12 protein-coding genes are annotated in these 13,059 nt (G+C 70.7%); 5 read left to right on the forward strand and 7 right to left on the reverse strand.

Going from position 1 to position 13,059, the window contains the following annotated elements:
* Window positions 1-17: 17 nt before the first annotated feature.
* Both CRP27_RS12080 and CRP27_RS12085 read right to left on the reverse strand, forming a co-directional pair.
* The gene (locus CRP27_RS12080; RefSeq protein ID WP_097180877.1) at window positions 18-953 is read right to left on the reverse strand and encodes a carbohydrate ABC transporter permease; all 936 of its coding nucleotides are present in this window, start codon (window positions 951-953) and stop codon (window positions 18-20) included.
* Window positions 954-977: 24 nt separating this feature from the next.
* Window positions 978-2,267: an ABC transporter substrate-binding protein gene (locus CRP27_RS12085; RefSeq protein ID WP_097180878.1), complete on the reverse strand. Its 1,290-nt coding sequence runs from the start codon at window positions 2,265-2,267 to the stop codon at window positions 978-980.
* A gap of 122 nt (window positions 2,268-2,389) precedes the next feature.
* Between CRP27_RS12085 and CRP27_RS12090 the strand changes: the two genes are divergently transcribed.
* Together CRP27_RS12090 and CRP27_RS12095 are read left to right on the forward strand one after the other, a co-directional pair.
* The gene (locus CRP27_RS12090; protein ID WP_097180879.1) at window positions 2,390-3,448 is read left to right on the forward strand and encodes a LacI family DNA-binding transcriptional regulator; all 1,059 of its coding nucleotides are present in this window, start codon (window positions 2,390-2,392) and stop codon (window positions 3,446-3,448) included.
* Complete coding sequence (locus tag CRP27_RS12095) at window positions 3,445-4,689, forward strand: cellulase family glycosylhydrolase (RefSeq protein WP_097180880.1); 1,245 nt, start codon at window positions 3,445-3,447, stop codon at window positions 4,687-4,689. The genes CRP27_RS12090 and CRP27_RS12095 overlap by 4 nt, the downstream gene beginning before the upstream one ends.
* A gap of 18 nt (window positions 4,690-4,707) precedes the next feature.
* On the opposite strand, the gene CRP27_RS12100 is transcribed toward CRP27_RS12095, so the two are convergent.
* The gene (locus CRP27_RS12100) at window positions 4,708-5,445 is read right to left on the reverse strand and encodes an alpha/beta hydrolase (protein WP_097180881.1); all 738 of its coding nucleotides are present in this window, start codon (window positions 5,443-5,445) and stop codon (window positions 4,708-4,710) included.
* A gap of 126 nt (window positions 5,446-5,571) precedes the next feature.
* Between CRP27_RS12100 and CRP27_RS12105 the strand changes: the two genes are divergently transcribed.
* Window positions 5,572-8,034, forward strand: coding sequence for a DHA2 family efflux MFS transporter permease subunit (locus CRP27_RS12105; RefSeq protein ID WP_097180882.1), 2,463 nt, complete (start codon window positions 5,572-5,574; stop codon window positions 8,032-8,034).
* Between the two features lie 35 nt (window positions 8,035-8,069).
* On the opposite strand, the gene CRP27_RS12110 is transcribed toward CRP27_RS12105, so the two are convergent.
* A complete protein-coding gene (locus tag CRP27_RS12110; RefSeq protein ID WP_255257564.1) occupies window positions 8,070-8,966 on the reverse strand; it encodes a site-specific DNA-methyltransferase in 897 nt (298 codons plus the stop codon).
* Between the two features lie 75 nt (window positions 8,967-9,041).
* On the opposite strand from CRP27_RS12110, the gene CRP27_RS12115 reads away from it, so the two are divergent.
* Window positions 9,042-9,326: a GNAT family N-acetyltransferase gene (locus CRP27_RS12115; RefSeq protein ID WP_097181061.1), complete on the forward strand. Its 285-nt coding sequence runs from the start codon at window positions 9,042-9,044 to the stop codon at window positions 9,324-9,326.
* A 13-nt stretch (window positions 9,327-9,339) separates the two neighbouring features.
* On the opposite strand, the gene CRP27_RS12120 is transcribed toward CRP27_RS12115, so the two are convergent.
* Entirely contained in the window at window positions 9,340-9,669 is a 330-nt protein-coding gene (locus CRP27_RS12120) for a hypothetical protein (RefSeq protein WP_097180884.1), read from the reverse strand.
* Window positions 9,670-9,859: 190 nt separating this feature from the next.
* Here CRP27_RS12120 and CRP27_RS12125 point away from each other — a divergent pair, with 190 nt between their 5' ends.
* Window positions 9,860-11,407, forward strand: a complete 1,548-nt coding sequence (locus tag CRP27_RS12125; RefSeq protein ID WP_097180885.1) for an AAA family ATPase — start codon at window positions 9,860-9,862, stop codon at window positions 11,405-11,407.
* Here the strand turns inward: CRP27_RS12125 and CRP27_RS12130 are convergent.
* Both CRP27_RS12130 and CRP27_RS12135 read right to left on the reverse strand, forming a co-directional pair.
* Window positions 11,392-11,904, reverse strand: coding sequence for a hypothetical protein (locus CRP27_RS12130; RefSeq protein ID WP_141399758.1), 513 nt, complete (start codon window positions 11,902-11,904; stop codon window positions 11,392-11,394). The genes CRP27_RS12125 and CRP27_RS12130 overlap by 16 nt on opposite strands.
* 44 nt (window positions 11,905-11,948) lie before the next feature.
* Window positions 11,949-12,998, reverse strand: coding sequence for a biotin/lipoate A/B protein ligase family protein (locus tag CRP27_RS12135; protein WP_097180887.1), 1,050 nt, complete (start codon window positions 12,996-12,998; stop codon window positions 11,949-11,951).
* Between the last annotated feature and the right edge of the window lie 61 nt (window positions 12,999-13,059).

A 13,059-nucleotide genomic window follows, 5' to 3' on the forward strand; every position in this document is an offset into this window, starting at 1 on the left:
TCCCTGGTCGGTGCTGGTCAGTGCGTCTTGCGCAGGACGCGACGGATGATGAACATGCCCACGAGGCCGAAGACGAACAGGACCACGCCGACGGCCTGGCTGTAGCCGAGGTCGGTGTCGACGAACGCCTTCTGGTACACGAGGTACGAGAGGGTGGTGGTCGCCGTACCCGGTCCGCCCTGGGTCAGCAGCAGGACGTTCTGCGCCGAGCTGAACAGCATCGACAGGAACTGCAGCATCGCGACGACCCCGATGAAGTCCCGGGCGATCGGCCAGTACACGCCCCACGCCAGGCGCCACGATCCGGCACCGTCCATCCGGGCCGCCTGGACGACCTCGCCGTCGACACCGTCGAGCCGGCTCGCGATGAGGACCGCCGAGTAGCCGATGCCGGCCCAGAGGTCGACGACGATGAGGGCACCGAGTGCCGTGGCGGGGTCGGCGAGCCAGGCCTTGCCGCCGATCCCCAGCGTCTCGAGGACTCCGTTCACGAGACCGTCGGGGTTGAGCATCGCGTAGAACATCATGGCGGTCGCCGGGGCCGAGATGAGCGCTGGGATGAACAGCAGGTAGCGGAGGACCCGGTGGCCGCGCGGCTTCTGCACCACGTGGAAGGCGAGCAGGAACGCGAGCACGATCATGATCGGCAGACCGATCACGATCTGGACCGTGCTGTTCCGGACCGCCGCCCAGAAGGTCTCGTCGGAGAACAGCACCCGGAAGTTGTCGAGACCGGCGAACGTCGGCGTGACGAGCATGCCGGGCCAGCTGAGGAACGCGATGACGATCATCGCGACGACCGGGCCGATCATGAACACGCCGTACCAGGCGAGTGCCGGGATCGCGAACGTCGGGAAGCTGCCCCGTGCGGTGCCGAGGGCCGGGCGACGACGGGACGGGCGCGGTGGGGTGCCGGCGGACCGGACGGGTGGTTCCTCGACGAGCACTGCCATGGGGAGCTCCTTCTCGGGTGGGGGTCAGGCGGCCGTGTAGGCGCGCTCGAAGAGGTCGATGATGCGGTCGGCGGAGGTCCCGCTGCCGTAGGCGAGCGACGTCGCGCGGATCATCGGCTCGTACGCCGAGTCGGGCACGAGCAGATCGGGCAGCATCACCGGGGTGACCTGGTCGTCGGTGAGCTTCGACGCCTGGGCGACGAGGGGGAAGTCACGGCTGACGGTGTCGGTGATGCGGCTCATGTCCCGGCCGGAGTCGAGGACGAACTCGCTCGTGACCGCGGCGGAGTAGAGGTACTGCACGAACGGCTTGATGAGGTCGAGCTTGTCCCGGCCGTTCTCGCTGATCCAGATGCCGTGCCCGTTGTAGCTCTTGATGACGCTCGGGTGCGCGATCGCGGCGTGCTCGGACGGCACCGGCCAGCCGCCGACCGTGACCTCCTCCGCTCGTTCCTTCGACACGAGCGCGAGCGCCGACGACATCGCCGGCACGATCGCCGCCTTGCGGGTGGTGAACTGCGTGAGCTCGGAGTCCGACGTGAAGCCCTGCACCGAGTCGACGAAGACCCCGGCGTCGCGGAGCTCGACGAAGTGCTGCACGCCGCGGACCGCTCCGGCACTCTCCGAGATCTTCCCCGTCGAGAAGACGGTGGCGGCCTCGTCCTGGGACACGAACCCCTGGATGATCTGCATGAGGAGCTTCTGTCCGCTCCAGTCCGAGCCACCGACGGTCACGGGGCCGATGCCGGCAGCACGCAACCGATCGGCCGCGGCGATGAGCTGGTCGGAGGTGGTCGGGATCTCGCTCACTCCGGCCTGCTCGAGAAGCGCGGTGTTGAACGACACGGGCCAGTTCGTCCGGGTGAAGGGGAACGCGCGGACCCGGCCTTCGGGATCGGTCCACTCGTCGATCGCCTCGGGGATGATCAGGTCGCGCAGCCCCCAGTCGTCGAGGTACTGGTTCACCGGGACGGTCGCGTGCTCACCCGTCCACGACAGCGTGCGCCCGACCATGTTCACGATGGCGACGTCCGCTTCCTTGCCGGCGAGCGAACTGGTCTCGAAGACGATGGGCAGGTCCGAGCCGTTCGACAGCAGGGCCACCCGGCGGTCGGTGCGGCGCCGGTAGGCCGCGACGACGTCCGTGAACGTCTGCGCCCCGGCGACCGCGCCGCTCAACTGGGTGTGGACGCTGAGCGTCCCGGGTCCGCTCGAGGCCGGCGTGAGTGCGCTGCACCCGGCGAGGATCGGCGCGAGGAGCCCGGCGCCGAGGCCGGCTCCGAGGAGGGTGCGCCTGCTGATGCCGTCCGTCACGGTGCCTCCCTGGCAGTGGTCGGTGGAGCGGTTCGCGATGCGTTTGGTACAGCGGTGTACTTCAGGTGACGAGCAACGTATACCGCTTTACACGAATGGGTCAACCCTCTACGCTCGACGGCATGAGCGACACCACCGCCGGCGCCGTCGACCGTCGCCGCGTCACCATCGCGCAGGTCGCCAAGCGCGCCGGGGTCTCCACGTCGGCGGTCTCGCACGTCTTCAACGGACGCCCGAACGTCTCCGCCGCGACCGCGGCCCGCATCCGCAAGGCGGCCGACGACCTGAACTGGCGCCCGAACCTCGCGAGTCGGAAGCTCTCCGGCAGCGCGGGACGGAGTCTCGGTCTCGTGCTCGCACGCTCGCGGGACACCTTCCAGCGCGACCCGTTCACGATGCGCCTGATCGCCGGCCTCACCGAACCGCTCGCCGCGATCGGCTGGTCGCTCTCGATGACGCTGGTGCGCGCCGAGGACGAGGCCGAGGTCTACCGGCAGTGGTGGACCGAGCAGCGGGTCGACGGGTTCCTGCTCGTCGACGTCCGCACCGACGACCCGCGCACGTCGCTGCTGCAGCACCTCTCCGCCCCCGCGGTGATGCTCGGCGCCCCCGTCCCCGGCAGCACGATCCCCGCGGTCACCGTCGGGGACGCCGACGCGACCGAGGCGCTGCTCGACCACCTCGGTGCGCTCGGCCACCGGCGGATCGCCCGCGTCGGCGACGGTCCGACACTCGCCCACACGAGCGCCCGCGACGCCCGCTTCACCGCGGCGGCGAACCGACGCGGTGTGGAGGCGCTCGTGCTCGACTGGCGCGCCCACAGCGAGGATCCGGTCGCCGACCTGCTCGGCCGGCTCGACGGCGCGACCGCGATCGTCCTGGACGGCGAGGCGATCGCCGCCGAGGTGATCGCGCACGCACCCGAACTCGGCGTCCGCGTGCCGGAGGACCTGTCCGTCGTCGCCTGGGAGGACTCGTGGGTCTCCTCGATCGTCCGCCCGACGCTCACCGCGCTGGACGCCCCCGTCGAGGAGTCCGCACGCACCGCGGTCGCACTCGTCGAACGACTCGTGCGCGGCGAGGACGTCGCCGACGCCGAGGTGAGCGGCCGAGCCCTGCACGTCCGTGGGTCGACCGGCCCAGCACCCGCCGACACCACTCCGACCGAGGGAGACCGATGACCACCGCCACGCGCTTCGGCGTGAACTACGTACCGTCCACCGACTGGATGTTCCAGTGGCAGGCGGTCGACGTCGACACCGTGCGCCGCGACCTCGAGGCGGTTGCCGGGCTCGGACTCGACCACGTCAGGTTGTTCCCGCTGTGGCCGACGCTCCAGCCGAACCGCACCCTGATCCGACGTCGGGCGCTCGACGACGTCGCCGCCGTGGTCGACGTGGCCGACGAGTTCGGGTTGGACGCGAGTGTCGACGTGATCCAGGGGCACATGTCCGGCTTCGACTTCGTCCCGGCGTGGCTCGTGAACTGGCACGACGGCAACATGTTCACGGACCAGCCTGCCATCGATGCGCAGGCGGCCCTCGTGTCCGCCGTCTACGACGCGGTCCGTGACCGGCCGAACTTCACGGGCCTGACGCTCGGCAACGAGGTCAACCAGTTCCAGCCGCCGAACCCCGCCGCGATGCCCGCCGACACCGCGCAGGTCACGCACTGGCTGCGGTCGTTGCTCGACGCACCGCGGGACAAGGACCCCCGCCACGTCGTCACGCACAGCGAGAACGACCACCTCTGGTACCGGGACGGCCACCCGTTCGTCCCGACGCACGCCAGCCGGCTCGGGGACGTCACGACCGTGCACTCGTGGATCTTCAACGGGGTGGCGGGTCGGTACGGCGCGCTCTCCGACGAATCGGTGCGGCACGCCGAGTGGATGATCGAGCTCTCCCGTGCGTTCGCGACCGATGCCGAGCGCCCGGTGTGGTTGCAGGAGGTCGGCGCACCGGACCGCCACCTCGCCGAGTCCGAGATGCCGGAGTTCCTTGAGCGAACGATCGCGGCGACCCTCACCACCGAGCGGCTGCACGCGATCACGTGGTGGTGCTCGCACGACGTCTCGCGCCACCTCGGTGACTTCAAGGACCTCGAGTACTCACTCGGGCTCCTCGACGTCGACAACCGGGTCAAGCCACTCGGACGCCGCTACGCCGAGGTCGTCGCCGACGCCCGCCGCGCCGCCCCGGCGCCGACGCCGCGCACGGCGGCCGTCGTGGTCGAGGTCGACCACGAGGACGTGCCACTGCGCCGGTCGGACCTGGCACCGGGTGGGCCGGTCTTCGACCGGTGGCACCGGCTCCGCGCAGCGGGCGAGGCCGTGACGGTCGTCACCAGCCGGACGGCGGCCGATCCGGCCGCACTGGCAGCACGGGGCGTGACGCGCGTCGTCGAGGCCGCGGCGGTCTGACTGGAGGCACGGATCGCCTCAGTCGGTCAGCACGCGCTGGTACCGCAGCCAGTTCTCGCAGAGCCGCGTCCACTGCGACGTGTGCGGCTCGCGCACGGCTGTCCCGACGCCGTGCCGGCCGTGCGGGAAGACGTGCACCTCGACGTCGACCTCGTTCCGGACGAGGGCGTCGGCGTACGCCAGTGCGTTGGTCGCCCGGACGATCCGGTCGTCGGCGGTCGTCCACACGAACGTCGGCGGGGTGCGGGCATCCACCCGGGTCTCCATCGACAGTGCACGTCGCTCCCGCCAGGTCGGCGCGTCCCCGAGGAGCCCCACGACGGGCCGCGGCCGGGTCGGCGCTTCCATGCTGATCACCGGGTAGTTCAGGACGCAGAAGTCCGGACGGTCGAGGGCGGGGTCGTCGATGCCGTTCGCCAGGCACGCCGCCAGGTGACCGCCGGCGCTCGACCCGACGACCCCGACCCGACCGGCGTCGACCGTCACGCCGGCGCCCGGGGCACCAGCGCGCAGCCAGTCGAACACCCGACGGGTCGCCTCGACCGGCGCCGGGTGCAGGGGTCCGGAGGTGTCCGGCGTCCGGAGCGGGTAGCGGAACAGGAACGCGTGCACGCCGATCCCGGCGAACCAGTCGGCCATCGGCTCCGAGCTCGCCCGTCCGTGCTCCTCGTAGCCCCCGCCCGGCAGCACGATGATCGCCGGGCGGGAACCCGACAGGACGCTCGGGCGTACTGTGACGGCGTCGGGCGTGCTCATGACCGCGACCCTACTGTTCCGGCGCCGGTGCTGCCGATCCACTCAGGAACCCTCCCCGGCGTGACCAGCCACCTTGCGGCAGATGTAACTTTGCAGCCAGCGCAAAGTTTTCGGGAGATCCTGCACATGACCCAGACCGCGACCGCACCCGCGGCACCCACCACGTCGTCCAACGCCGTGATGAGCCACCGGCAGATCCTGCTGGTCATCTACGGCCTGATGGCCGGCATGTTCCTCGGCGCCCTCGACCAGACGATCGTCGGTACCGCGATCCGCACCATCGGCGACGACCTGCACGGCCTCGACCAGCAGGCCTGGGTGACGACCGGCTACCTCATCGCCTCGACGATCACCACGCCGATCTACGGCAAGCTGTCCGACATCTTCGGCCGGCGCCCGCTGTTCCTCACGGCGATCGGCATCTTCATCGTCGGGTCGTTCGCGGCGTCGTTCTCCACCTCGATGCTCATGCTCGCCGGGTTCCGCGCGCTGCAGGGCCTCGGCGCCGGTGGTCTGATGTCGCTCCCCCTCGCGATCATGGGCGACATGCTCGCCCCGCGCGAGCGCGCGAAGTACCAGGGCTACTTCCTCGCCGTGTTCGGCATCTCCTCGGTGATCGGTCCGCTCGTCGGCGGTGTCTTCGCCGGTTCGGGCGAGCTGCTCTTCATCTCCGGCTGGCGCTGGGTGTTCCTGATCAACGTCCCGATCGGCATCATCGCGCTGTTCATGGTGCTGACGTTCCTGCACCTGCCGAAGTTCGGCAACCGGGGCAAGCCGCGCATCGACTGGTGGGGCGCGACCCTCGTCATCGTGACCCTCGTGCCGCTGCTGCTCATCGCCGAGCAGGGCCGCGAGTGGGGCTGGAGCTCCGCGGGCGCCTTCGCCTGCTACGGCATCGGCGCGGCCGGTCTGATCGCGTTCATCCTCGTCGAGCGCGCCATGAAGGACGACGCGATCCTGCCGCTCAAGCTCTTCGGGTCGCGCGTGTTCTCGATGTCCGCGGTGCTCTCGGTGCTCGTCGGCTTCGGCATGTTCGGCGCGATGCTGACCATCCCGCTCTACCTGCAGATCGTGAAGGGCGTGACGCCGACCGAATCCGGGTTCGCGATGCTCCCGATGGTCCTCGGTCTGATGATCTCGTCGATCGCCTCGGGTCAGATCATCTCCCGGACCGGGAACTACCAGGTCTTCCCGATCACCGGTACGGCGTTCACCGCGATCGGGTTCACCGTCCTCACCTTCCTGACCGCCGACCGCCCGCTCTGGTTCCTCATGCTCGGCATGTTCGGCATCGGCCTCGGGCTCGGGCAGCTCATGCAGACGCTGACCCTGGCGGCGCAGAACTCCGTCAGCCCGCGGGACATCGGTGTCGCCACCAGTGCGGCGACGTTCTTCCGCCAGATCGGCGGCACGATGGGCACGGCCGTGCTCCTCTCCGTCCTCTTCACGCTCATGCCGACGAACATCACGACGGCGATGCAGAACGAGAGCGACCTCAAGCCCGCACTGAACGCCGCCCTGACGCCCTCCGTCGCGAACGCCGCGGACAACAAGGGCGTCATGGACCAGATCTGGAACAAGATCGTCGACCCGGTGCAGCAGAACGTGCAGGACGGCCTGAACAAGGGTGCCGTGCAGGCCAAGGAGGCCGCGGACGCCGCCGTCACGAAGCAGGTCACCGCGGCGGTGCAGGCACAGGTCGCCGCCGGTCGGGTCCCGGCAGCATCGGCCGACTCGGTCATCGCCGAGCGGGTCGCGGCCGCGAAGCCCGCCGCCGAGCAGCAGGCGCTCGAGACCGCGGCGTCGAAGGCGAAGGCCGACGTCGTGGACGGCACGCTCCAGGTCGACTACTCCAACGCCGACCAGCGGCAGAACGTCGTCGACGAGGTCGCACCGACCCTGATCAAGCAGCTGAAGAGCGGTGACTCGGCGGCGAACTCGTCCTCCAGCTCGTCGACGAGCGACACCTCGTTCCTGAACGGTGCGGACAAGCGACTCACCCGTCCGTTCCTCGTCGGCTTCAGCGACTCGGCCGTCGTCGTCTACTGGGTCGGCCTCGCGGTGATCCTGCTCGCGTTCGTGCTCACCTGGTTCTTCCGGGTGCCGCCGCTCCGCAAGGTGTCCGCGCTGCAGGAGCAGGCGAACACCGACCGTGCGAACACCGAGAAGGCCGCGTCGGACAAGGCCGACGCCGACCGGCTCACCGTCGACGCGCAGAACGCAGCCGCCGGCACGGGCTCGCTCGTGTCCCCGGACACGGGGTCGATGGCGATCGTCCCGACCTCGCCGGACGTGCCGTCGCAGCCCCGCTCCGCCGGTTCCGCCGTCGCGGGACGGACGGGGAGCGACACCGTGTCGATCGAAGGGACCCGCGCGCCCCTGCCGGACGCGACCACGCACGGGGCGCACTCCGCCGCCGCGCCGGTCGACGAACCGCCGGTCACCACCGGCGCGATCCGGACCCGAGCCGCACACGCCGCTCCGACGCCCGTCGACGCGACCCCGGAGACGACCGCAGCGGACGCGGCGGACCCGAGCCGCGCCTCCAGGCCGGACGACCACGCGCACGGCCGCCACTCGGCCGAGTAACCGACCACCCGACGGACCCGCCCGTCGTCCCCGCGTCAGATCGCGGAGGCGGCGGGCGGTTCCACGACGTCGAACGACGCCGTCGGCAGTCGACGGCGCATCACGTCCACGGCGACGGGGTTGTCGTCGACCAGGACGAACCGTCGCCCGAGCGCCTGCGCGACCGCACCGGTCGTGCCGCTGCCGGCGAAGAAGTCGAGGACCCAGTCGCCCTCGCGCGAGGATGCCTGCACGATGCGCCGCAGCACGCCCTCGGGCTTCTGCGTCGGGTAGCCCGTCTTCTCGCGGCCGGTCGGCGAGACGATCGTGTGCCACCAGACGTCCGTCGGGAGCTTGCCCCGCGCGCGCTTCTCCGCGGTGACGAGCCCCGGCGCCATGTACGGCTCACGGTCGACGGCCTCGGAGTCGAAGTGGTACCGCGCCGGGTCCTTCACGTAGACCAGGATCGTGTCGTGCTTCGTGGGCCAGCGCGACCGGGACTTCGCGCCGAAGTCGTACGCCCAGACGATCTCGTTGAGGAACGCGTCACGGCCGAACAGGGCGTCGAGCAGGACCTTGGCGTAGTGCGACTCGCGGTAGTCGAGGTGCAGGTACAGGGTGCCGTCCTCGGCGAGCAACCGCCACGCCTCGAGCAGCCGGGGCTCGAGGAACGACCAGTAGTCCTCGAACCGGTCGTCGAACCGCATCAGGTCGCCGCGGACCCGCTCGTAGGTGCTGCCCCGGAAGCCGGTGACGGTCTCGCGGCGGCCGCGGCGCTCGCCCGTTGCCGACTCGCGAACCGCGGCGCTCGCGTGCCGGCGCTGGTAGCGGCCGGTGTTGAACGGCGGGTCGAGGTAGACGAGCGTGAACGAGCCGTCCGCGAGGGTCGGGAGCACGTCGAGGTTGTCGCCGAGGACCACCCGGTCCGGGCCGCGATCGTCTCCGCTGTGCACGCGACCATTCTGGTGCACGGCGCGGCCGAGGTGCCGCTCAGGCTCCGCGGCCGGACGCGGCGTAGCGTCGTCGCCATGGCAGCACCCGAGGTCCGGAACGACACCGACAAGCGGCAGTACTCCCTCCTCGAGGACGGCGAGGTGATCGGCTTCGCAGCGTACGAGGTCGACGGCGACGAGATCCGCTTCGTCCACACCGAGGTGGACCCCGCGCACCGCGGCGGTGGGCACGCGTCGATCCTCGTCGAGCACGCGCTGGACGACGTGCGCTCGGGATCACTGCGGGTCGTGCCGCAGTGCAGCTACGTCGCCGCGTGGATCGAGCGGCACCCGGACTACCAGGAGCTCACGACGCGCTGACGCGCGCTGCTCGTCAGTAGCTGCGGTCGTGCGTGCCGGCCCGCGCCTCGTGGCGGCCGGCGCCCCGCACCGCGGGGACCTTGATGAGCACGCTGCCGCTGAGCAGGTCGTGGTCGTCGTCCGCCGGCGTCGGTGCCTCCTTCGGGAGGCGCGACTGCCGTTCGTACTCCGCTTGCGTCTCATGACGGGTCGGTGCGAACACCTCGTCCATCATCGAGATCACGCCGCCGGATCCGCCGCTGCGCGTGGCCTTGTTCGACAGGTCGATCCACCCCACGCGGTCGGCGATCCACATCACGACGGCCGCCGCGGCCACCGCCCCCAGGAGGATCAACCAGTTCACGCACACGACGCTACGTGGACGATCAGGATGCGACATCAGCCGCGCGGAGGATTCTTGCGATCCACACACCTGGTTCTTCAGGACGATGTCCACACTGGTGGTGCGGCCGTCCGGGACCCCCTCCCCGGGCGGCCGACCAAGTCGTCCGGCTCCCTGGTCGGCTCGACCGACCACGTGCCAGGATGGCGACGTGCTCGACGATGCAGACCGCGACCTGATGCGGGCGTTCGCCCGCTACATCGAGAAGGCGAACGAACTCGCCTCCGCCGAGCAGCAGGCGGTGCTGACCCCGATCGGTGAACGGGTGGGAACCCACCTCGGCGTCGACCCGCAGTCCGTCCCAGTGGTCACCGAGGAGTTCCCCGACCACCGGCTCGTCGACGCGGACATCGCGCTCGAGGAGCTCGCCGGCACCGATCCCGACGCGCTGATCGGCATCGCCGGCGACGACAGTCGCTTCCACAGCTCCGTCAGCGAGTTCATCGCGAACCCGCACATGCGCTGGGCTCCCGGTCCGGTGAGCTACGCGACCCGCGCGACCGGTGCGGACACCACCCGCCGGGTCGTCTCGTTCGGTCTGCGGTTCCTGACGTACGACGGCGCTCCCGTCGCCGTGGTGCAGCGGTCCGCGAAGCCCGAGTACGGTCGCGGGCGCGCGACCCTCGAGATCCTCTCCCCCGACCAGGACGCCGCCACCGCGTTCCTGCTGCGGCTCCGCGCCCTGATGATCGAGCGGAGCGTCCTGCGCGGCCAGGTGCTGTCGTTCGTGCAGTCCGAGTACGGTGCGGACGCCGGGGCCACCTTCCTCCGACGGCCCGAGGTCGGCGCGGACGACGTCGTCCTCGGCGAGGGTGTGCTCGACGAGGTCGTGGACCACGTCGTCGGGATCGGCGAGCAGCGCGAGGCCCTCCTCGCCGCCGGGCAGCACCTCAAGCGCGGCGTGCTGCTCTACGGTCCTCCGGGGACGGGGAAGACCCTCACGATCCGGCACCTGCTCACCCGGACCGAGGGCGTCACCGCGGTCCTGCTCACCGGCTCGAGCATCGCGGCCATCGGAGCCGCCGCCGAGATCGCCCGCACGTTCCAGCCGTCGCTCGTGGTCATGGAGGACATCGACCTCGTCGCGATGGAGCGGCACAGCTCACCGCAGCCGTTGCTGTTCGAGGTGCTCGACGCCCTTGACGGGCTCGACGGCGATGCGGACGTCGCCTTCGTGATGACCACGAACCGGGTGTCCGTGCTCGAGCGCGCCCTCGCGGACCGGCCCGGCCGCGTCGACCTCGCCGTGGAGATCCCGCTGCCCGCCCTGCCCGAGCGGGTCCGACTGTTCCGCCGGTACGCCGGAACGCTGCCGTTCTCCGAGGACGCCCTCGCCGAGGCAGCGGAGCGCGCCGAGGGCACGACGGGGTCGTTCGCGAAGGAGCTCATGCGGCGGAGCGTCCTCGGGGCGGCCCTGCGCGGTGCGGAGCCGGCCGACCAGGACCTGCGGGCGGCGCTCGACTCACTGCTGACCGAGCGGTCGTCGCTGACGCGGAAGCTGCTCGGCACGCGCTCCGACGACGACACCACCGAGCCCGACGACGAGGACGAGGAGCACGAAGTCGTCTTCAGCGGCTCGTACGTGGCACCCGTGCACCACACCTTCGTCCGGCCAGGCCAGTCCGCCGGTGCCGTCGACCTCGTGCTCAGCGCGCCCGACGAGTACGACGACGAGGAGGAGGATCAGCCCAGTTCGTAGGTCCGCTGTTCGGGCTCGAACCCCTTCGGCACGACGCCCACGTACCAGTACGTCACCACGTCTCCGCGACGCACAGCCTCCGGAGCATCGCTGAGCCCTCGCACCCGGATCGTCAGCCCGCCGGGCTCCGGCACGGTGATCGACATCCGCGTCGTGGCTCCGCACGGTGCGTCCGTCCGCCCGAGCACATCCGCCACGTCGGCTCCGGCCGTCGCGCGGAAGTACTCGCCGTCGACGCCGTTGCACGCGAGCAGCAGGTCCCAGTCCCCGGCGGGAACCTCCTCGAGCGTGACCGAGCCCGCGCCGGAGCCCCCGGCCCCACCTCGACCGTGCTCGGGGTCCGTGATCGCCTGTTGCATCAGGGACGTCCACCGCTGCAGTCCGACCTGCGCATCGCGCGAGGCGTCGTCCGGCGCACCGTCCGAGCACCCGGCGAGGGCGGTCACCACGAGGCCGACTCCGACGAGCACCGAGAACGGACGGGGTGATCTGCGCACCTGCCGACCCTACGGAGTGCCGCCCCTGGTCGACAGCCACCTGATCAGGGGACGCGCTCGAGCCACTCCCGCGTCGCGAACTTCGACGCCACGAGGTCCTGCGCGCGCTGCCGCTCATCCGCCGTGACGTGCCCCTCGTGTGCCCCGTACAGCTTCGTGAACGTCGCGATGAGCCGGTCGATGATCTCGGCCCGGGTGAGGCCGGTCTGCGAGCGCAGCGGGTCGACCCGCTTGGCGGCCGAGGTCGTCCCCTTGTCGCTCATCTTCTCGCGACCGATGCGCAGCACCTGCACCATCTTCTCGCCGTCCATGTCGTAGCTCATGGTCGCGTGGTGCAGGAGCGATCCGGTGCCGAGCCGCTTCTGGGCCGCGCCGCCGATCTTGCCCTTCGTCGAGGAGATGTCGTTGAGCGGCTGGTAGTACGCCTCGATGCCGAGGGACTTCAGCGCCTCGATCACCCACTCGTCGAGGTACGCGTAGGAGTCGGCGAAGGTCATGCCCTGCACGAGGTCGGTCGGCACGTAGAGCGAGTACGAGATGATCGCGCCGGCGTCCATGAACATCGCGCCGCCGCCCGAGATCCGACGGACGACCTCGACGCCGTACTTCGCGGCGCCCTCGGGGTCGACCTCGTTCTTGAGGGACTGGAACGACCCGATCACGACGGCCGGCTGGTCCCACTCCCAGATCCGCAGGGTCGGCCCACGACGTCCGGCGCCCACTTCCTCGGTGAGGACCTGGTCGAGCGCGAGGTGTTCGTTCGGGCTGATCGGTCCCTCGTGGATGATCTCCCAGTCGTACTCCTGCCACGTCGACGCACGGGAGAGCGCCCGGCGGACGGCGACCCCGACGGCCTCGGGGGTGAAGCCGAGCAGCACGGCGTCCTCGGGCAGCGCGGCACGGACGGCGGCGGCGATGCCCGCGGCGTCGGTCGTGGCCGGCAGACCGTTCACGGCGGCGTCGATCAGGGGCAGCGCGTCGTCCGGTTCGAGGAAGAAGTCCCCGGCGAGCCGGAAGTCCTGGATCACCCCGTCGACGACCTCGAGGTCGACGACGACCAGCTTGCCTCCCGGGACCTTGTACTCACCGTGCATGTCGCAACCCTATTCCGGTCGGGTGACCGCCCGGCAGTGGGCCGGGCCCAGGACGGCCTGG

Origin of the sequence: Curtobacterium sp. 314Chir4.1 (assembly GCF_900215175.1) — a bacterium.
In the GTDB taxonomy this organism is placed as follows: domain Bacteria; phylum Actinomycetota; class Actinomycetes; order Actinomycetales; family Microbacteriaceae; genus Curtobacterium; species Curtobacterium pusillum_A.

Coding starts and splice junctions, on each gene's coding strand:
- CRP27_RS12080 (WP_097180877.1), bottom strand. CDS start 953: ATGGCAGTGCTCGTCGAGGAACCACCCGTCCGGTCCGCCGGCACCCCA.
- CRP27_RS12090 (WP_097180879.1), top strand. CDS start 2,390: ATGAGCGACACCACCGCCGGCGCCGTCGACCGTCGCCGCGTCACCATC.
- CRP27_RS12095 (WP_097180880.1), top strand. CDS start 3,445: ATGACCACCGCCACGCGCTTCGGCGTGAACTACGTACCGTCCACCGAC.
- CRP27_RS12100 (WP_097180881.1), bottom strand. CDS start 5,445: ATGAGCACGCCCGACGCCGTCACAGTACGCCCGAGCGTCCTGTCGGGT.
- CRP27_RS12105 (WP_097180882.1), top strand. CDS start 5,572: ATGACCCAGACCGCGACCGCACCCGCGGCACCCACCACGTCGTCCAAC.
- CRP27_RS12115 (WP_097181061.1), top strand. CDS start 9,042: ATGGCAGCACCCGAGGTCCGGAACGACACCGACAAGCGGCAGTACTCC.
- CRP27_RS12135 (WP_097180887.1), bottom strand. CDS start 12,998: ATGCACGGTGAGTACAAGGTCCCGGGAGGCAAGCTGGTCGTCGTCGAC.